The sequence below is a fragment of the Vibrio sp. Vb2131 genome (assembly GCF_033338535.1).
Lineage (GTDB): Bacteria > Pseudomonadota > Gammaproteobacteria > Enterobacterales > Vibrionaceae > Vibrio > Vibrio alginolyticus.
Window position 1 is genome coordinate 111954 of record NZ_JAWOSW010000016.1, and the last position, 20489, is coordinate 132442.

17 protein-coding genes are annotated in these 20489 nt (G+C 45.4%); 11 read left to right on the top strand and 6 right to left on the bottom strand.

Annotated features, from left to right (window positions below; genetic code table 11):
* Positions 1 to 115: 115 nt before the first annotated feature.
* The 3 genes from R7E38_RS17140 to R7E38_RS17150 all read right to left on the bottom strand — a co-directional run bounded on the left by R7E38_RS17140 (position 116) and on the right by R7E38_RS17150 (position 3365).
* Positions 116 to 1642 carry a tripartite tricarboxylate transporter permease gene (locus R7E38_RS17140; RefSeq protein ID WP_005388177.1) on the bottom strand — a complete coding sequence of 509 codons (1527 nt, stop codon included), beginning with the start codon at positions 1640 to 1642 and terminating at the stop codon, positions 116 to 118.
* A gap of 19 nt (positions 1643 to 1661) precedes the next feature.
* The gene (locus R7E38_RS17145; RefSeq protein WP_005388179.1) at positions 1662 to 2156 is read right to left on the bottom strand and encodes a tripartite tricarboxylate transporter TctB family protein; all 495 of its coding nucleotides are present in this window, start codon (positions 2154 to 2156) and stop codon (positions 1662 to 1664) included.
* Positions 2157 to 2393: 237 nt separating this feature from the next.
* Positions 2394 to 3365: a tripartite tricarboxylate transporter substrate binding protein gene (locus R7E38_RS17150; protein WP_005388181.1), complete on the bottom strand. Its 972-nt coding sequence runs from the start codon at positions 3363 to 3365 to the stop codon at positions 2394 to 2396.
* A gap of 266 nt (positions 3366 to 3631) precedes the next feature.
* Between R7E38_RS17150 and R7E38_RS17155 the strand changes: the two genes are divergently transcribed.
* From R7E38_RS17155 to R7E38_RS17200, 10 genes are all read left to right on the top strand, one after another.
* Complete coding sequence (locus R7E38_RS17155) at positions 3632 to 4030, top strand: GFA family protein (RefSeq protein ID WP_017633774.1); 399 nt, start codon at positions 3632 to 3634, stop codon at positions 4028 to 4030.
* 264 nt (positions 4031 to 4294) lie between these two features.
* On the top strand, positions 4295 to 5008 hold the full coding sequence (locus R7E38_RS17160) for a GntR family transcriptional regulator (RefSeq protein ID WP_042523755.1): 714 nt from the start codon (positions 4295 to 4297) through the stop codon (positions 5006 to 5008).
* Positions 5009 to 5020: 12 nt separating this feature from the next.
* Positions 5021 to 5917, top strand: coding sequence for a methylisocitrate lyase (gene prpB / locus R7E38_RS17165; protein WP_005388185.1), 897 nt, complete (start codon positions 5021 to 5023; stop codon positions 5915 to 5917).
* A 132-nt stretch (positions 5918 to 6049) separates the two neighbouring features.
* Positions 6050 to 7192, top strand: a complete 1143-nt coding sequence (gene prpC, locus R7E38_RS17170; protein ID WP_005377283.1) for a 2-methylcitrate synthase — start codon at positions 6050 to 6052, stop codon at positions 7190 to 7192.
* A 156-nt stretch (positions 7193 to 7348) separates the two neighbouring features.
* Positions 7349 to 9940: a Fe/S-dependent 2-methylisocitrate dehydratase AcnD gene (gene acnD, locus R7E38_RS17175; protein ID WP_213908114.1), complete on the top strand. Its 2592-nt coding sequence runs from the start codon at positions 7349 to 7351 to the stop codon at positions 9938 to 9940.
* Positions 9941 to 9949: 9 nt separating this feature from the next.
* Complete coding sequence (prpF, locus tag R7E38_RS17180; RefSeq protein ID WP_086046780.1) at positions 9950 to 11146, top strand: 2-methylaconitate cis-trans isomerase PrpF; 1197 nt, start codon at positions 9950 to 9952, stop codon at positions 11144 to 11146.
* Between the two features lie 77 nt (positions 11147 to 11223).
* Positions 11224 to 13101 carry a propionyl-CoA synthetase gene (locus R7E38_RS17185; protein ID WP_226084285.1) on the top strand — a complete coding sequence of 626 codons (1878 nt, stop codon included), beginning with the start codon at positions 11224 to 11226 and terminating at the stop codon, positions 13099 to 13101.
* A 189-nt stretch (positions 13102 to 13290) separates the two neighbouring features.
* On the top strand, positions 13291 to 13770 hold the full coding sequence (locus R7E38_RS17190; protein WP_005377290.1) for a GNAT family N-acetyltransferase: 480 nt from the start codon (positions 13291 to 13293) through the stop codon (positions 13768 to 13770).
* Between the two features lie 191 nt (positions 13771 to 13961).
* Complete coding sequence (locus tag R7E38_RS17195) at positions 13962 to 15293, top strand: trypsin-like serine protease (RefSeq protein WP_226084286.1); 1332 nt, start codon at positions 13962 to 13964, stop codon at positions 15291 to 15293.
* 385 nt (positions 15294 to 15678) lie between these two features.
* Positions 15679 to 17124 (top strand): bifunctional NUDIX hydrolase/phosphatase PAP2 family protein, encoded by a 1446-nt coding sequence (locus R7E38_RS17200; RefSeq protein WP_226084287.1) that lies wholly within the window; start codon positions 15679 to 15681, stop codon positions 17122 to 17124.
* Positions 17125 to 17284: 160 nt separating this feature from the next.
* Here the strand turns inward: R7E38_RS17200 and R7E38_RS17205 are convergent, their stop codons facing one another.
* Positions 17285 to 18094: a Cof-type HAD-IIB family hydrolase gene (locus R7E38_RS17205; RefSeq protein ID WP_213909793.1), complete on the bottom strand. Its 810-nt coding sequence runs from the start codon at positions 18092 to 18094 to the stop codon at positions 17285 to 17287.
* Between the two features lie 216 nt (positions 18095 to 18310).
* Between R7E38_RS17205 and queE the strand changes: the two genes are divergently transcribed.
* A complete protein-coding gene (queE, locus tag R7E38_RS17210; protein ID WP_005377296.1) occupies positions 18311 to 18961 on the top strand; it encodes a 7-carboxy-7-deazaguanine synthase QueE in 651 nt (216 codons plus the stop codon).
* Between the two features lie 267 nt (positions 18962 to 19228).
* Here the strand turns inward: queE and queC are convergent, their stop codons facing one another.
* On the bottom strand, positions 19229 to 19885 hold the full coding sequence (gene queC / locus R7E38_RS17215; protein ID WP_005377298.1) for a 7-cyano-7-deazaguanine synthase QueC: 657 nt from the start codon (positions 19883 to 19885) through the stop codon (positions 19229 to 19231).
* Between the two features lie 67 nt (positions 19886 to 19952).
* Positions 19953 to 20291 carry a helix-turn-helix domain-containing protein gene (locus tag R7E38_RS17220; protein ID WP_226084288.1) on the bottom strand — a complete coding sequence of 113 codons (339 nt, stop codon included), beginning with the start codon at positions 20289 to 20291 and terminating at the stop codon, positions 19953 to 19955.
* Positions 20292 to 20489 lie beyond the last annotated feature (198 nt).

The window sequence follows — 20489 nt, forward strand, 5'->3', positions numbered from 1 at the left end:
TTCATATAACGACAGTGATTTGTCAATACCATCTGCACAATAAGCGAACGATTTGGAGGGCGGAAGATAAAGCCATCACGATGGATGGCTTTATCTAGGTTGAAAGAGACAGCGATTACTGCTCAACGCTGACTGGCTGTGCTTTAAACTTTTGAATCAGCTTTACGATTAGTGGACTTGCCAATACCAATACAGCTAAAACAGTAAAGGTAAGGGTAATAGGACGCTCCCATAGGAAACTCAGTTCTCCATCTGAAATCATTAATGCGCGGCGTAAGTTCTCTTCCATTAATCCTCCAAGGATGAAGCCCAGCAATAAAGGTGCGAGCGGGAAGTTAGCGAGCCGAAGTGCAATGGCAGCCATAGCCACAATCAGCATCACGAACACATCCATAGTGTTAAAAGAGACCAAATAAACCCCGGTGATTGAGAAGAATAAAATCATCGGTAGAAGCACCGTTCTTGGAACCGCCAAAAGCTTTGAAATGTACGGAATCAATGGTAAGTTCAGGATCACAAGTACGATGTTGCCGAAGTACATGGAAATGATCACTGACCAGAACACATCTGGGTGTTCAACAAATAGGCGAGGGCCAGGTTGAATACCATAAGCGATCAGCGCACCGAGCATTATTGCTGTTGTACCAGAGCCCGGAATACCAAGCGTTAATAGCGGTACAAATGAACCACTAGATGCTGCATTGTTCGCAGACTCTGGCGCAACCAAACCACGGATACTGCCTTTACCGAACTCATCCTTTTTCTCTTTAGGTGCGAGGTTGCGCTCCATACCATAGCTTAAAAAAGCAGCAATGGTTGCCCCTGCGCCAGGAAGGACGCCAGTGAAGAAACCTAATATTGAAGAGCGAATTGAAACAGGCGCAACATCTTTGATTTCTTCCTTGGTCACTTTCATTGAGCCAATGTTGCTCAGCTTTTCTTGTTCTTCATCGCTGGTGTCTTTTGATGGTTTAAGAATGCCCATCAATGTTTCACCCAGTGCGAATGTCGCCATTGCAAGCAACAAGAAGCTAAAGCCATCCATTAAATCCGTTAAACCGAAGGTAAAGCGTTCAACGCCTACGCCTTTATCGATACCAACTGTAGATAGCATCAAACCAAGAATGGTCATCATCCACGCTTTGATTACCTGACCTTTCCCCGCAAAAGCCGCGACTGCTGATAACCCAAGTAGCATCAACGCAAAATAGTCCGACGATTGGAAGCTAAGGGAGACGCTAGCCAATGCTGGTGCGGCAACAAGCAACATAATGGCAGATAGCGTACCGCCAGTGAAAGATGAATAAGCTGCCAAAGCTAATGCTTTACCTGCCTGGCCTTTTTGAGCCATTGGGTAGCCGTCGAATGCTGTCACCACGGTTGAAGAACAACCCGGCGCGTTAATTAAAATCGACGATGTAGAACCACCAAATACCGCACCGTAATAAACACCCGCCATTAAAATAAGGCCAGAGGAGGGCTCTAGGCCATAAGTAATTGGGATCATCAAAGCAATGGCTGAGATCGGCCCAAGTCCAGGTAACATGCCGATAAATGTACCGACGAAGCAACCAACGATCACCATCATAATGTTCATTGGCATTACTGCGGTGGATAAACCTTGTAGAATTCCATCTAACATAATTCAGTCCTTTCTTTGACTACCAGATGGTGAAAATCAAACCCGGTTCGAGATAGATGTCCAAACCTTGAGTGAGTAATAAGTAGAACGCGATCACGAATGGAAACGACGCGCCAAACAGAACGGGTTTACGTCTTTCCCCGAGCAGATAAAAGCCAGCCAATAAAAAGAAGCCAGTAGCTATCACAAAACCTAGATAAGTCAGGCCCACGCCGTAGAGCGCCATTAAAATTAAAAAGGCAATCAGTAACTTCCAATTGAAGGTCAGCACTGCGCCACTTTGTTTATCTGGTTGTCCTGTCACCAGCAATAGCAAAGAAAGGCCGACACCAACGTAAGTCAGGATGGTTGGCAGAGTACGTGCGGTGAATGGTTCATACTCATCACCTGGAAACAATGGAATCTGCGAGGTTTGATAACCGTAGCAAAGACAGAAGAGTAGAAAGATCATTGCGCCGACGCGGTCACGACAGAGCAAATACTCTTTGGTGAAAAAGTTGGTTGAACGAGGCATATTCAACTCCTAACAAAAGTAAAAAAGACCGCATATGGACGTCAATGAATAAACTAAACCATTAACAATTAAGCATTTCGCTGCTAGTCGAGCCGCTTTGGGTATATAAACAAAGGAGTGTGCATGCCGATTGTCGACAATGTCCATATGCGGTGAAACTTAGAGTGCAAATACATGGGGAAATACCAACCTATGTTATTCATTGAGGTTGGTATCTGAGGGACCCCAATTCGACTGTTACTTCAGGAAGCCTAACTCGCGCATTAAGTCACCCATCTGTTGCTCTTGATCTTCAAGAAACGCGAAGAATGCTTTATCCGCTTTATAGTTGTCGATCCAACCATTGCGGTCTCGAACGACTTGCCATTCGTCGGTGTTATACATTTTAGTAAATGCGGCATTCCATTCATCTAGCTTTTCTTGGCTTGTGCCTGGTGCTGCAAAGAATCCACGCCAGTTAGCAAAGACAGTTTCATTACCATATTCGGTGAGAGTTGGAATGTTAGGCGCAGCTTCTAAACGTTTTGGCGCTGTAATCGCTAACACTTTCACTTGCCCAGACTTAGACATTTCGAGTACTTCACCTAGCCCTGTAGAGAGCAGTTGTGTTTCGCCTGAAAGTAGGGCAGCCATGGCTTTTCCACCTGCATCATAGGCAATGTAACGAACTTTGCGCGCATCAAAACCTTCACCTTTGAAAGCTGCTGCTATAACCAAATGATCCATAGAACCACGAGCAGAGCCACCAGCAACCTTCACCTTACGTGGGTTTTCTTTAAAAGCTTTAACGACATCTTCCCAAGAGCTGTAAGGAGAATCGGCTGATGTAACAATGGCGCCATAATCGGCAACCGTTGCGGCAACAGGAGTCAAGTCGCGGAAAGATTGTGGGAAGATCCCACTGAGCGAGCGAACGACGATCGGTGTTGAGTTCACCATGAGTGTATCTTCTTGACGATCAGCCGTTTCAATCAAATGTGCGATTGCTTTGCCACCGCCGCCACCAGATAGGTTTTGAAATGATACGGTTTCGACGATGTCTGACTTTATTAATACATCACCAGTACCTCGGGCGGTCATGTCCCAACCGCCACCGGCACCTCCAGGGATAAGAAAGTGCATTTTTTCAATATCTGCAGCAAGAGCGTTGAATGAAAATGAAGCTGCGATGATTGAAGCGGCGAGCGTTGGTTTGAGTACCTTTAACATGTTCACGTTCCTTATGTTAGCGACTCTATTTAGTTGAGCCTTATTGTTTTTGCTCAGTTGTAATGCCTTGTAAGCGTTAAAGCTGAACTTGGTGTAAAGGTTAATTAAGTGTTAAATATCTGTCTGTAAAAGAGATATAAAGAGAATATTGAGCATTTCGGTTATTTTGTTCATAAAGTTCACGGCGAGAAGTTGGTGTTAGGTCACGCGGCTTTACGCTTTGGTAGGCCATAATAAAATGACGGAAAATGAACGAGGAAAAGAGAATGAAAGGGACGTGTTTGTGCGGCGCAATTGAAGTCATCGCTGAGGTTAAAAATGAGGTTAGCCTGTGCCATTGCTCTATGTGTCGAAAATGGTCGAGTGGCGCACTTCATGCGGTGCATTGTGGGCCTAACGTGACGTTTAAAGGTGGCGAACCTAAACGTTATCAGTCGTCAGACTGGGGAGTGAGGGGGTTTTGCGGTGAGTGTGGCACAAACCTTTTCTACCATTTGTTGCCGACAGGTGAGTACATTCTTTCCGCTGGTTTGTTCGATAACCCAGATTTCAAACTCACTTTAGAGATTTTTACCGATGAAAAGCCAGCTTATTATGACCTCAATTCCGCTTCACAAAAGATGACTTCGCAACAAGTCTTTGATCAATTTGTACCTAAAGAATAGTTTTTTATCCGATTATTGTTCGACAGCTGAGCTTTTAGTTTTTAGATCATAAGCTTAAAGGTTTATAAGTTGTCGACAATATGAACTCACCATTCTTTATTTCTGCTAAAAAAGGCACTTAATGGGCATTTTAGGCCCATTTAAATTACGACCTTAGTCTAAATTGTCGACAATTTACTTGATTGTCGACACTTTGATCGACTACTTTATATTCAGGTTAAGAAATTGTAGACATTTCGATGTCGGTAACAAGAGTATCTGAATATGAACTCTGAGTTGAAAGCTCGTTGTAAAGTGCTGGGTTCTGAGAAAGAACACACCAAATCCGAAACGCTGACCGAAACACTGATTGAAGTCATTGTTAATGGCGATGTGAAGCCTGGCCATAAGATATCAGAGCCTGAGCTAGCAAAGAAATATCAAGTCAGTCGTGGGCCTTTGCGTGAAGCATTGATGCGCTTAGAGGGGCTAGGGCTCATCGAGCGAATTCCTCATGTTGGGGCCAGAGTGACCACTTTTTCTCCGGAAAAGCTGATAGAACTTTATGCCGTTCGAGAAGCATTGGAAGGCATGGCAGCAAGGTTAGCTGCGCGACACATTACGCAAGAAGAGCTCTTAAGCTTGGAAATGCTATTGTCGACACATTCCAAGCATATAGACCAAATGGAAGGCGCGTCTTACTTCCATCAACATGGTGACTTTGATTTTCATTATCGCATCATCCAAGCGAGCAGAAACAGTAAGTTAATATCTCTGCTGTGTGATGAACTCTATCACTTATTACGGATGTATCGTTACCAGTCGCCACGTGCGCAATCTCGCCCGAATGAGGCGCTCACCGAACACAAATTCATTTTGGAAGCCATTCGCAATCGCGATGAAGAGCTTGCAGAAATGTTGATGAGAAGACACATATCAGGAAGTCGAAAGCTCATCCAATCTCAAATTATACATACAGAAAGTTTAGACAAAGACTAGAAGGAATTCGTCATGAGCTTAACACCGGGAGCGAAATTCAGACTCGCCATTGAACAAAATAATCCACTACAAATTGTCGGCACTATAAACCCGTATTGCGCCATGATGGCAAAAAACTTGGGTCACCAAGCGATTTACTTGTCTGGTGGCGGTATCGCAAATGCGTCATACGGATTGCCGGATCTCGGTATCACAACATTAAATGACGTTTTGGTTGATGTTGACCGTATTACTAACGCATGTGATTTGCCTCTTTTGGTTGATATCGACACGGGCTTTGGCGGTGCATTTAACATTGCTCGCACGATCAAAGCGATGGAAAAAGCGGGCGCGGCAGCGGTGCACATGGAAGACCAAGTCGCACAGAAACGTTGTGGTCATCGTCCGAACAAAGCAATAGTCAGCCAGCAAGAGATGGTTGATCGTGTAAAAGCCGCGGTTGATGCACGCAATGATGAAAGTTTCGTGATTATGGCTCGTACTGACGCGTTAGCTGTTGAAGGCATGGACAGCGCAATCGAGCGCGCGATTGCGTGTGTGGAAGCTGGCGCAGACATGATCTTCCCAGAAGCGATGAACAAGCTGGACCAGTACCTTCAGTTCTCAAATGCGCTTGAGCAAGCGACCGGAAAGCACGTTCCTATTCTGGCGAATATTACAGAATTTGGCGCGACACCGCTGTATGGCTGTGATGAGCTAGCGAAAGCAAAAGTGGACATGGTGCTTTATCCATTAAGTGCGTTCCGTGCCATGAACAAAGCTGCTGAAACGGTCTACAAACATTTGCTAGAAGTGGGTAATCAGGAAGCACTGGTTGATTCGATGCAAACACGTAAAGAGTTATATCAGCACCTGAATTACCACGACTACGAAGACAAACTTGACCAGTTATTCTCTGAAGGGAAATAGCGGGGGAAAAGTAAAAATAGACGGAAGCCCAAGAAAAAGATAATCGGAATTTATCTCATCTAATAACGTGAAATTCGTTTGGCTAAAAACACCCCAGAGAGGGAAAAGTCAGACAGAAAAGGAGTTCAAACAATGTCTCAAACTGCAGAAAAGAAAGCAGAATTAGGTGGCGCAGGCCTTCGTGGTCAAAGCGCAGGAAGCACAGCTTTATGTACTGTCGGAAAAACGGGAACTGGTCTAACTTATCGTGGATACGATATTACTGATCTTGCGAACAACGCACAGTTTGAAGAAGTGGCTCACCTTCTGTTACGCGGTCACTTGCCGAATCAACAAGAACTTGATGCGTACAAAACACACCTACTCAGCCTTAGAGGTTTGCCAGCCGAGCTAAAACAAGCTTTAGAGTTGATTCCTGCAAGCGCACACCCAATGGACGTAATGCGCACGGGTTGTTCTGTATTGGGTAACCTAGAGCAGGAAATGAGCTTCGAGGAGCAACTGAAAGCAACCGAACGTATGCTAGCCTTGTTCCCTGCCATCATCTGTTACTGGTACCGCTTTAGTCATGATGGCGTGCGTATCAACACCGAGGATCAGACTGAAGATTGCATCGGTGGTTACTTCTTGCGATTACTTACAGACAAAGCGCCATCTGCGCTGCACAAACAAGTGATGCATTGCTCGCTCATTCTTTATGCTGAACATGAGTTTAATGCTTCTACATTCGCAGCACGCGTTTGTGCATCAACGTTGTCAGACATTCATTCTTGTATCACGGCGGCAATCGGTACGCTTCGTGGGCCACTTCACGGAGGTGCGAACGAAGCGGCGATGGAAATGATTGAAGATTGGCAAACGCCCGACGAGGCGGAAGCGAACATCATGAAAATGCTAGCCAATAAAGACAAGATCATGGGCTTTGGTCATGCGATTTATCGTGAAAGTGACCCTCGCAACGCCTTAATAAAACGCTGGTCCAAAGAGTTATCGAAGCAAGTTGGTGATACACATCTATATGCGGTTTCTGAGCGTGTTGAATCAGTGATGAAGCGAGAGAAAGGTCTGTTCTGTAATGCGGACTTCTTCCATGCATCGGCTTACCACTTCATGGACATTCCAACCAAACTATTCACCCCAATCTTTGTGATGAGTCGTTTAACGGGCTGGGCTGCACACGTTTATGAGCAACGTGCCAATAACCGCATCATTCGCCCAAGTGCTGATTACACGGGCCCAGATCATCAAGAATGGGTGCCTATCGAGAATCGCTAGCGCGAAGGTCAACGAGGGCATTATATGCTTTGGTTGACCACCTCCTTCCTTTGTCATTCTCTCTAGCAGAGGAAGGAGAACCTCTCATCACTGTGTTTCTGGAGCAATGGAAAACCTTGATGAAGGCAAGATGTAAAGACTGAATGGAAGCAAACCATGAATACAAATATTAATATCCAATATCGTAAGCCGCTTCCGGGAACTCAACTGGATTACTTTGATGCACGCGAAGCCGTCAATGCCATTTCTCCTGGAGCCTATGAAACACTCCCTTATACCTCTCGCGTGCTAGCTGAGCAACTGGTCCGTCGCTGTGACCCGAACACATTGACAGATAGCCTGAAACAGTTAATTGAACGCAAACGCGATCTTGATTTTCCTTGGTATCCAGCACGCGTTGTTTGTCATGACATTCTTGGTCAGACCGCTCTAGTCGATTTAGCGGGTCTACGCGATGCCATTTCAGATCAGGGCGGCGATCCTGCAAAAGTGAACCCAGTGGTTGAGACACAATTGATCGTTGACCACTCTTTAGCGGTTGAACATGCGGGCTTTGACCCTGATGCCTTCGACAAAAACCGCGCGATTGAAGAGCGCCGTAATGAAGACCGATTTCACTTTATCGAGTGGTGTAAAACAGCGTTTGAAAACGTCAGCGTGATTCCAGCTGGGAATGGCATCATGCACCAAATCAACTTGGAAAAAATGTCTCCTGTGGTACAAGCAAAGCAGGGCATTGCCTACCCTGACACCTGTGTGGGTACGGACAGTCACACGCCTCACGTAGACGCTCTTGGTGTTATTGCGATAGGTGTCGGTGGTCTGGAAGCAGAAACCGTCATGCTTGGCCGACCATCAATGATGCGTCTACCAGATATTGTCGGTGTCAAACTGACGGGTAAACGTCAACCGGGCATTACCGCAACGGATATTGTCCTCGCGATTACTGAGTTTCTGCGTAATGAGCGTGTGGTATCTTCATATCTTGAATTCTTCGGAGAAGGCGCACGTGATCTAACGATCGGAGACCGCGCAACGATTTCAAACATGACACCAGAATACGGCGCAACAGCTGGCATGTTTTATATTGATGAGCAGACCATCAATTACTTGAAACTAACTGGTCGAGATGAAGAACAAGTTGCTCTAGTAGAAAATTACGCAAAACAAACCGGTCTTTGGGCAGACGATCTTGATAGCGCCGTTTACGAGCGCGTACTTGAGTTCGATTTATCATCAGTTAGCCGTAACTTGGCGGGTCCGTCAAACCCTCATCGTCGTTTACCAACTTCTGAGTTGGCACAGCGCGGCATTTCTGGAGCGTGGGAAGAGAAAGAAGGCGAGTTGCCAGATGGTGCAGTGATCATCGCTGCTATTACCTCATGTACGAATACTAGTAACCCAAGAAACGTGGTTGCTGCTGGCCTTGTGGCGAAGAAAGCCAACGAACTTGGTCTTGTACGTAAACCTTGGGTGAAATCGTCTTTTGCTCCGGGTTCTAAAGTTGCACGCTTGTATCTGGAAGAAGCGGGCTTATTACCAGAGCTAGAGAAGCTTGGCTTTGGCATTGTTGGTTACGCATGTACAACTTGTAACGGTATGAGTGGTGCACTGGATCCAAAAATCCAACAAGAGATCATCGACCGTGATTTATATGCGACAGCGGTGCTTTCTGGTAACCGTAACTTTGATGGTCGAATCCATCCGTACGCCAAACAAGCTTTTTTGGCTTCACCACCATTGGTTGTCGCTTATGCGCTAGCGGGTACGATTCGTTTTGATATCGAGCGCGATGCATTGGGCACGGACCAAAACGGCAAACCAATTTATCTCAATGATTTGTGGCCAAGCGATGAAGAGATCGATGCAGTTGTCGGTACTCATGTTAAACCTGAGCAGTTTAAGCAAGTTTACATTCAGATGTTTAAGCTGAATGATCAAGAGCAAAATCCCAACCCGCTGTACGACTGGCGTCCGATGAGTACCTATATCCGCCGACCACCGTACTGGGAAGGTGCGCTAGCGGGAGAAAGAACATTGTCTGGCATGCGTCCATTGGCGATTCTGGGCGACAACATCACCACTGATCACTTATCACCATCCAACGCGATTCTCGCAAGCAGCGCAGCAGGTGAATACTTAGCGAAAATGGGTGTGCCAGAAGAAGATTTCAACTCTTACGCGACTCACCGTGGTGACCACCTAACGGCGCAACGCGCGACCTTCGCTAACCCAAAGTTGTTCAATGAAATGGTGAAGGAAAACGGCGAAGTCGTGCAGGGATCTCTGGCGCGTGTAGAGCCAGAAGGGCAGGTGGTTCGTATGTGGGAAGCGATTGAAACCTACATGAATCGTAAACAACCATTGATCGTGGTGGCTGGCGCGGATTACGGTCAGGGGTCATCCCGTGACTGGGCAGCAAAAGGCGTTCGACTGGCAGGCGTAGAAGCCATTGTTGCTGAAGGCTTTGAGCGTATTCACCGTACTAACTTGGTTGGCATGGGCGTACTACCACTGCAATTTAAGTCAGGCGTTAACCGCAATACGCTAGAGCTGGATGGTACGGAACTTTACGACGTGGTTGGAGAAATCAAGCCGGGCGCTGATTTAGCGCTGGTTATCACACGCAGCAACGGCGATAAAGTCGATGTTCCGGTTACTTGTCGCTTAGATACCGCTGACGAAGTTCACGTGTACAACGCGGGCGGTGTTCTGCAGCGTTTCGCGCAAGATTTCTTGGCACAATAAGGAGTGCGTATGTCAAATAATACTCCGAATCAAACAAGCCAAATAAAAGTGCCCGCGACGTACATGCGTGGCGGCACGAGTAAAGGTGTCTTTTTCAACCTAGAGGATTTACCTCAAGAAGCGCAAGTGGCTGGAGCCGCACGTGACAAACTGTTGCTACGCGTTATTGGCAGCCCTGATCCTTACGCGAAGCAAATTGATGGCATGGGGGGCGCGACGTCAAGCACCAGTAAAACAGTGATTGTTTCGCGCAGCAGCAGAGCCGATCACGATGTTGACTACTTATTTGGTCAAGTGTCGATCGACAAACCATTCGTCGATTGGAGTGGTAACTGCGGCAACTTGTCTGCGGCAGTTGGTCCCTTCGCCATTCATGCTGGGCTGATTCCACAAGACCGCATTCCAGAAAATGGAATTGTGACGGTGCGTGTTTGGCAAGTGAACATAAGCAAAACGATTTTGATTCACGTGCCAATCGTCAATGGTTTCGTCCAAGAAACCGGAGAGTTTGAACTCGATGGTGTCACGTTTCCAGCGGCAGAAATTCAAGTGGATTTTGTTGATCCTTCCGATGGCGAAGGAAGTATGTTCCCAACGGGTAACTTAGTTGATGATTTGGTGGTGCCGGATGTGGGTACGTTCAACGCGACCTTTATTAACGCGGGCATACCAACCATTTTTATTGATGCTGAATCGATAGGATATCAGGGCACCGAGCTGCAAGACGATATCAACAACGATGACACAGCATTAGCGATGTTCGAATCCATCCGTGCATATGGCGCGTTAAAAATGGGCCTGATTTCTGATTTAGAAGAAGCTCAAACACGCCAACATACGCCGAAAATAGCATTTGTTTCTAAACCGAGAAGTTACCTTTCTTCAAGTGGTAAAGCCGTAAATGAGTCGGATATTGATGTGCTTGTTCGCGCGCTGTCGATGGGCAAGCTTCACCATGCAATGATGGGAACAGCAGCCGTTGCTATCGCTTCTGCTGCGTGTGTGCCCGGAACGTTAGTGAATTTAGCCGCTGGTGGCGGTGAAAAAGAGTCCGTGACTTTTGGTCACCCGTCAGGAACGTTAAAAGTTGGGGCACAAGCGAAGCAAACTGAGCAGGGCTGGGTGGTGCAAAAAGCCATTATGAGCCGAAGTGCGAGAATACTGATGGAGGGATTTGTGCGTGTACCCTTCTATGTCTTCGATTAAAAGAGACGATCTTTGGATTAAAATAGCGATCTTTGAGTAGAACGAGAGCAATGTCAGGACATACTGGAGGAAGCAATATGTCTTCATACGAAAAAGAATACTTATGGGCGAAGAATGAACCGGAGAGTTTTTGGCGCGCTCAAGCGGAGAATCTCGATTGGTTCGAATCTCCTAAAACTATCTTGAAATCTGATGAAAACGGCATAGAACGTTGGTTTCCAGATGGTGTAATGAATACGTGCTGGTTAGCATTAGATTACCATTGCGAGCAAGGACGCGGTGATAATACTGCACTCATTTATGACTCGCCAGTGACAGGTCGTAAAGCCACGTACACCTATAGCGACCTACGTGACCAAGTAGCAAAAATTGCTGGCATGCTGTCTGCTCAAGGTGTTGAAAAAGGCGACCGAGTCGTTATTTATATGCCGATGATCCCAGAAGCCGCAATGGCGATGCTTGCCTGCGCGCGTTTGGGGGCGATTCATTCCGTAGTATTCGGCGGTTTTGCTCCTAATGAGCTTGCTGTACGAATTGAAGATGCAGAGCCGAAAGTGATCATGACGGCGTCGTGCGGGATTGAGATCAACAAAGTCATTCCATACAAACCAATGGTAGACAAAGCCATTATGGACAGCCGTTGGAAGCCTGAGAAAGTGTTTGTTTTCCAACGTCCAGAGTGCGACGCTGAGCTAAACCAAGATAGAGACTTAGATTGGCAGCGAGAGTACAACCAAGCGCTGCCACATGGTTGTGTTCCGGTGTTAGCAACCGAGCCTCTCTACATACTTTATACATCGGGTACGACAGGTAAGCCGAAAGGCGTTGTGCGTGATAACGGTGGTCATGCTGTCGCGATGAAGTACTCCATGAGCGCAATCTATAACGTTCCTCAAGATGGCGTCTTTTGGGCGGCATCTGATGTGGGCTGGGTAGTAGGGCACTCTTACATTGTTTACGCTCCACTGATTCACGGTTGCACTACTATCCTATTCGAAGGCAAGCCTGTTCGAACACCGGATCCTGGCGCATTTTGGCGAGTGTGTGATGAATATAAAGTAGATGCGTTGTTCTCTGCACCAACGGCGTTTCGTGCGATTAAGAAAGAGGACCCGGAAGGTGAGCACTTAAAACAGTACGACTTGTCGAATCTGAAAACCATCTTTATGGCGGGAGAACGCCTCGACCCTCCGACACTGGAGTGGGTTCAGAGCAAAGCGGACAAGCCCGTTATTGACCACTGGTGGCAAACCGAGACGGGCTGGGCCATCGCTGGCAACCCGACAGGTGTCGAAATGATGCCAGTTAAAGCTGGTTCTTCGACGAAGCCCATTCCGGGTTATCAGGTCGAAATTCTGAATGAACTTGGAGAGGCTGTCGGGCCTAACCAACAAGGCTTTGTAGCATTAAAACGTCCGCTACCACCAAGCTGTCTGCCAACGGTTTGGCGTAATCATGACCGTTTTGAAACTGGTTATCTTAGCCAATTCCCAGGCTACTACGTGTCAGGTGATGGTGGCTATCTGGATGAAGACGGTTACCTGTTTATTATGGGACGTATTGATGACGTGATTAATGTCGCGGGACATCGATTGTCGACAGGTGAAATGGAAGAAATAGTAGGAGGCCACCCAGCGATTGCAGAATGTGCGGTGGTTGGTATCCACGATGATCTAAAAGGTCAGCTTCCACTTGGTTTTGTTGTACTGAAAGACGGCGTCAAAGTGGATGAGCTAGACCTTGAAGGTGAGCTTGTTGGCAAAGTGCGTAGTGAGATAGGTGCAGTTGCTTGCTTCAAGCATGCGTTGGTTGTAGACCGTTTACCGAAAACACGTTCAGGTAAAATTTTGCGTCGAACTATACGTCAAATAGCTGATGGTGAAAAATACACCGTTCCGTCAACGATTGATGACCCAAGTAGCTTGAACGAAATTGAGCGAGTGCTACGACGCTGATAAAAACTCAATTCTAACTAACCCCTGATCCTCGAACTCTGTAGGTTGGTTCTGCCTCTGTACGTTTATTAAGTACAGGGGCCTTTTTGTTGTTCAAACAGTAAAAACGTATCGTGAAAGCATTTGTGACTTGCCAATACGACGTTTTCCTCACAAACTACAGCCATTCCATTTTTAGTGACCCTTTGTATGACCACGTTTGCGATTAAACCTGCGTGTTTTAGCGACCTAGAGTTGCTCAACGATCTTATGTTCGAGCTTCATGATGAGCATCATCTTCAATCTCCTGAGCTTTTCAAAACGGCAGAGGAGATAGAACAAGAAAAAAGCATTGCTCGATATATTGACGACCCTGAGTGCCTTGTTTACGTAGCAAAACAAGGAGATGAAATTATTGGCTTTATTTCTGGTCACTTCTGTGAACTTATTTCTACCGTCAGCCAGCCAGTTATGATGGGAAGCGTGGATGAGCTCTATGTGCTGCCTGAATATCGAAAACAAGGTACGGCGCAGGCTTTGATTAATAAAATTGAGTCAACGTTCTCTGATTACGGTGCAAAACAGATGTTTGTTGAAGTATGGCATTTTAACCAGGGCGCAATATCTTTGTATGAAAAACAAGGGTTTGCACATCATATCCACTATTTAAGAAAACCGCTGAACGAATAATCGTATTTAACTTTAATATTGTGATTTAGGTTCTATCGAATTGAAATCATTCAGTTCGTCAATAGACTTTTCTCTATAAGTTGCTCGCAATGTTAACAAATTGATATGCACCCACATTGGTATCGGCGTTTTTGTCTGCTTGTTTATTAGTAGCACGAGGATCGTGCTTACAAAAACAAGAGGACAATATTTTGAAACTAACAAAATCGTTACTTGCTTTAGCCGTTTTGCCAATGTTCGCAAGTGCTGATGATTTGTCACAGACGCAAAATCATACTATCCAACCCCAGATCGTAGGCGGAGTAACTGCCGACCCACGTGACTGGAAATTCTACACCCAAATTGTTAGTCGTTATGGTAACCGATCATATTGTGGGGCCAGTTATATCGGGAATGGTTACGTCCTGACTGCTGCGCATTGTGTTGAGGGTGATTCTCCGAATCAGATAGCGGTTAAAATCGGTGGCGTTGTTTATAACGGTAGTGACGGTGTTCGTGCAAACGTCAGTGAGATCCATATGCACCCGGCATATCGCCGCGCGACGCTTTCTCATGACCTCGCGGTATTGAAGCTCGACTCTGTGCCTCAAGGTGTTTCTTCAGTTGAGATTGCGAATGGCAGTCTAACGCAATACGCGAGCATCGGAGATTGGCTTAGTGTTGCTGGCTTAGGGCGAACTTCTGAAGGAGGAAGCTCTCCGTCTCGATTGCAAGAGGTTGACGTCCCACTTGTGTCGGATATGACTTGCCGTCAAGCCGGTGGCAACTACACAACGGTTGGAGAAGTGTCATTTTGTGCGGGTATTCCTCAAGGTGGGATAGATTCTTGTCAGGGAGATAGTGGTGGTCCAATCGTTATTAATCGCAGTGGTGTAATTACTCAACTTGGTGTGGTCAGTTGGGGAATAGGTTGTGCTCGTCCTGGTATGTATGGGGTTTATAGCGATATCGCTGCTATGCGCAATTTTGTCGAAGGTGTTATCGGAACAGCAACACCACCAAAAGAAAATGTTTCTGTTGGATACACCACCGAACAGACACTGGCATCATTTAATGTTGGGGAATTACAGCAACATAGCTTTGTTATCCAGAATTCAGGGAACACCACGTTCACTGTGGAAAATGTTCGCGCGTTTGCTTCGGGTGTTACTGATGCAGCTGTTATTGCCAATGATCAGTGCTCTCAGGCGACGTTAGCAATGAATGCAAGTTGTCGTGTTGATGTTGAATTTGGTGCTACTCAGAGCGGAGAAGCAAGAGTGGCTTTGAACTTCAACGTTGATAAGACCAGCACACAATACCAAGCGTTAGTATCTGCTCAAGCGAAAACGGTGACAACGCCTCCCACAGATAGCTGTACAACTGTATGGCAAGCCAGCTTAGTGTATCTCAAAGGAGATACGGTCACTTGGAATGGTAAAGTTTGGCAAGCGCAGTGGTGGACTCAAGGTGATAACCCAGCAGACTCAGGGCCTTGGGGTGTTTGGCAAAAAGTAGGCGATGCGAATTGCACGTCTAACTAACGATCGGGCCAGTGAATTTGATTCGTTGACCATGAGATAAGATTCATTCTTGGTTTCAACGATCAGTACATAGTTATCATAACTGGGGTTTATTGTTTGCGAATAATAAGCCCTTTTTTATTGTGTCAACTATGAGAACCCACAAAATGTGTATGACTTTGTCCTGACGTTATCTTTATATAACTGGCAGAATTGCGATCAACATTTTATGTTTTGTCTGATCTTTGTCAGGTTTGCATTAAATTATTCTCCAGTGAGCGTTGAGATCGGGTTTTACGCGATCAACTCAGTTTGGCATAACTCGTTACTTAATTTTTGTCGAAAAAGATAAGATTAACTGCCATGATTCATTGGTTATCATTATGTTTATTTAAGGTCATATTTTGTGTTGAGACAGCTGTTATTACTCATCCTTTGTTTTATTTTGTTACCTGTTTCACCGATCTCTACGGCTAAAGCCACTGCGAGCGAAGTTAAAGGAGCGCTCTGTATTGTTCGCGCTGATGACAAGTTAGTGCTAGTTCATGAAGTATTAACGGATAAGATTTCTCTACCTGGCGGAACCATCATTGATGGTGAGTCTCCACAAGTTGCTGCTCAACGAGAAACGTGGGAAGAAACCGGTATAGTGGTTACGGTTGGAGAGGAGCTTGGCAGAACGGACACTGCGGTTTTTTACGACTGTATATCAGACTCTGACATTATCGCTTTTTCTATGAATAACTCTTTAGGTGGAAATGAACTGCCTATTTGGTTTGCCCCTCATTATGGAGTAGAAGTTGCGTCAGCTATGCTGCTTAGCCCATCTGAATTACCATCATCTTTGTATCGTTATCCTGAGCAATGGCCACAAGTCACTCAGTTTTTTGATCAAGCTACAAAGCAATCTGTATCTTATGTGACTCAGCTGATTGAATCCGCGCCTTCATTTCGTCAGGTTGAATTGGCGTGGCTGATAGATATACAGAGTTGGGTAGGGGCGTTGTCAGAAACGAGTTACGAGGTAGCTAGTCAGATCTCGAAACTCGTTATAGATCTGACAGAACCAACGGTACTACTCTTTCTATTTCCTTTTGCCATGATGCGCTTTGGTAGCCGGTTTGTGTACCGACTTTTTTTCGCAATTAGTGCAACGTCGCTTATGGTGCTTGTCGCTCAACAAGGCTTTTCGCTACCGCGCCCACATGTCTATATACCAATGATGGAGTTAACGCACAGCTTTGGCTTTAGTTTTCCTAGCTTGCCTATCGCTGTGTGGTTTTGTGTGCTGACGTTCTTGTTTCATAGAACCCAGTATTTTGGTTTGAATGGAACAACGGCAGTCTTCGTGTTCATCACTCTTACAGTGGTGTCAGGTAAGTTTTTCCTCGGCAGTGCCTTTATTTTAGATATGTTATTTGGCGCGCTGTTAGGCAGCTTGGTGGCTTGGCATGTTCTTCGACTGGAAACAAATCAAGATGTGAACGTTGATCAAGTTCTAAGCTCAAAAGGCGTCTGGTTAATTATGACTGCGGCAACAGCGGTCATCTCCGTCATCTGGCCATTACCTGTGTTTGGTCGCTGGCTAGCAATTTTAATCACTGCATCAGCGTTGGTCATGACATTTAAAGAGTCGAAAGCACATTTAGATACTCGGCAGATGATCTTTGTGACGCTGGCATTGTTGCTTGTTGATCAACTCTATTTGTACTCGGCTAATATCGTATCGTTTAGCGGTTTGTGGTCATTAGTCTTGTCGACGTTACATTATCCATTATTAATGTTGTTATTTATGCTGCTTGCAAGGCAGCTGACTTGTGAAAACCAACCGAGCAAAACGTTGCTAGATTGATGGCTGTATTTGTTATCTATTAGTATTTTAGTAAAAACAAAGCCTTGCATTACAGCAAGGCTTTTACACGTTTAGTCCACGAACAACGCCGCTTGCCTATCTTGGACGGCTAGGGGTGTTAAACGTAAGAGGCTTAACGCAACAGACATGGCGGAAAGGGCTATGCATTGAGCACGAACTTTTCTATAGCTTTAGCGACACCGTGCTCATCATTACTTGCCGTAATGTAGTCAGCGATTTGCTTGGTTTCTTCCATTGCATTTGCCATCGCGATACCAAGGCCAGCGTATTTCAGCATGTGGTGGTCATTTTCTGCGTCACCCATACAGATAACTTCTTCCGGTTTAATTCCCAGATACTCGGCAATTGCGGCAACACCAATACCTTTGTTGCTCACAGGGTTAAGAAACTCAAGGAAAAACGGAGCGCTTTGAACAACCGTAAACGCTTCGCGCATTTCAGCTGGCAGTGCTGCTATAACTTCTGTTAGTTTGCTTGGCTCTGCAACCATCATAGCTTTGATGATTGGATGATCGTCTTCTAGTGATTCGAAGTTCATCTCGGTGACATTTAAGCCATTTATCTTTGCTTCAATATCGGTGTAAGGGTTGTGTTCGTTGGTGATTAAACCATGAACTTGACTAAAAGCATGGACGTACGCACCTAGCTCTTCGGCTTTTCGCGCCACCAATTTTGCAGCTTTACCATCTATGATTTGCTGGTGGATGATGTCGTTTGTGCCTACGTTCTTGACCATCGAACCGTTGTAGTAAAGAACAAAATCTCGATCGGAATGGATATTCAGTTCGTCGAGCTTGTCTTGCATTCCTTCTAATGGGCGACCAGAAGCGAGAACGACAGTAACGCCTGCTTCTCGAGCTTTTGCGATCGCTTGTTTGTTTTCTTCAGAAATGGCTTTATCACTATTGAGTAGCGTGCCATCCATATCTAGTGCGATCAGTTTATACATCATTTCTTACCTTAAAGTTTTTTGGGAGCTGTCAGTGAATAAGGCTTGGTTTAACGTTAACCAGAAACCTATATTCATTACGCTATGAAACTACAAAATGGTCTATTTTAACAATTAATTTTTGGTTTAAATTGACCTAGACACGCGTGTCCATTATGGTCTTCGCCTCGAAATGTTATGAGTTGAGTGAGTTCTGCGTTGTATAAGCTAAATGAGATGTTTGAAACCATCCAAGGGGAAGGGGTTTTCACTGGAGTCCCTGCTGTTTTTGTCCGGCTTCAAGAGTGTCCGGTTGGTTGCTCATGGTGCGATACCAAACAAACGTGGTATGCAGATGAGAATGATCAACGTCAAATAGGCGATATTCTGGTGAAAACGGAAGATTCTCCGACGTGGTGTGTTGCATCTGCCGAGAACATCGTAGAGCAATATCAACAGCAAGGCTTTAATGCTAAGCATATCGTGATTACTGGTGGAGAGCCTTGTATTTATGATCTGCGCCCTTTAACAAAGGCGTTTGAAGATATGGGGTGCCAATGCCAAATTGAAACCAGTGGCACATCAGAAGTGATTACTTCAGAAAATACGTGGGTGACAGTGTCACCAAAAGTGGCAATGAAAGGTAAATTGCCAGTGCTTAATAGCGCGTTAGAGCGAGCAAATGAGATTAAGCATCCAGTCGGCACCCAGAAAGACATCGACCACCTTGATGATCTTTTAGCAAATGCGAACGTAGCGGCTGAGACTATCATTGCACTACAACCAATTAGCCAGAAGCCTCGTGCTACGCAATTGTGTATTGATACGTGCATTGCCCGCAATTGGCGTTTGTCTGTTCAAACTCATAAATATTTGAGTATTGCTTAGACGAGAGACTCGTCATCATTCGAGGTAGCTTTGCTATCGAAACATTGTCGATATATCTAAACAGTTTATAGCGTTGTAAAAGCTAAGAAGTGTTGACTGCTGTGGTGTGGTGCTATCTTTGGTTCGACAATCGTTTCGCATTTAATTGATGCCACCAATCTGGCGGCATCAAAATGAAGCTCTGTTGGCTGGAGTTTCACGCTGAGATAAAGCGTTTAAAAGCTAACGCAAAAGGTTTCATCCCACCGCTATTACCGTTAACAAAGACTATTTGCTCGCTAAGTATTCTTCTAAGCCGCTTTGTCGCAGTAGGCACGCTGGGCATTCACCACAGCCTTTACCAACGATTCCGTTGTAACATGTTAACGTATTGTTTTGGACAAACTCCAACATATTGTGCTTATCAGCTAGAGCCCAGGTCTCGGCTTTAGTAAGCCACATTAAAGGAGTCTTAATATTGAAGGCTTTATCCATACCTAAATTGCAAGAGAGATTTAGAGAGCGAATAAAGTTGTCTCGGCAGTCAGGGTAACCACTAAAGTCTGTTTCGCAGACTCCCGTAATGATGTCTTGAATGCCAAGCTGGTAAGCATGGATACATGCGTAAGTAAGAAAGAGAATGTTTCTCCCTGGAACGAATGTATTGGGTACGTTAGCGTCGCTTAAGTCATTAGATACCGGAATGTTGTCTCTTGTCAGAGAGCTTATCGCTAACTCATTAATTGATTTTACATCCAGGACTTTGTGGCTTTTGATGTTAAGTTGCTTACCTAATTCGATAGCGATATCTATTTCATCTGAATGACGCTGGCCATAATCAAACGTTATAGCATGAACTTCATCATATGTATTTAATGCATCGATTAAGCAGGTCGTAGAGTCCTGCCCACCGGAAAAAACCACAAGTGCTTTTGTTGTAGCCATGTTGAACCCTTAGTTATGCTCTTTGATTCTTTGGTATTGATACGTATTCTTAGGCGTTTAATCCCAATTACGTACTCGACTTCGTGGCGATTGCGTCTGCAATCAGCTGGGCTGTGCTCTCAAGCACTCTTTGCTTGTCATCATTTGACAGCTTGTGGAGATTCACAGCAAGTTCAGCGGTGATTTCATCTTCACAAAAAAAATAGTTTAGAGGCACGTTTAGCTCATCTGCGATAAGTTTGAGCGTTTTTACGTCGGGAGTATGGCGCTCCCTTTCGTATTGATTCATCCTTGCACTTGCAGAACTATCATCCATGCCGATACGGATGCCCAGTGCTTTTTGGGACAGATTCGTTTGTTTACGCGCATGCTTAAGGCGGGCTGGGAGTGGGTTATTAAACAACACTTAAAGTTCATACGAAGGACTTGGATGACTAAGATTATCTTAGTTTTTCTGATTTGTGTATACTAAGTAATGCTTAGTTATTGCCGAGGTCGCCAAGGCCGTGTATGTATAGCTAAACAAGATTTCGTATCTTTAGGTTGATTAAGTGACGTTGAATCTACTTCTTCAAAAACTGCCGTATGGGGGCGCGGGAGGAGC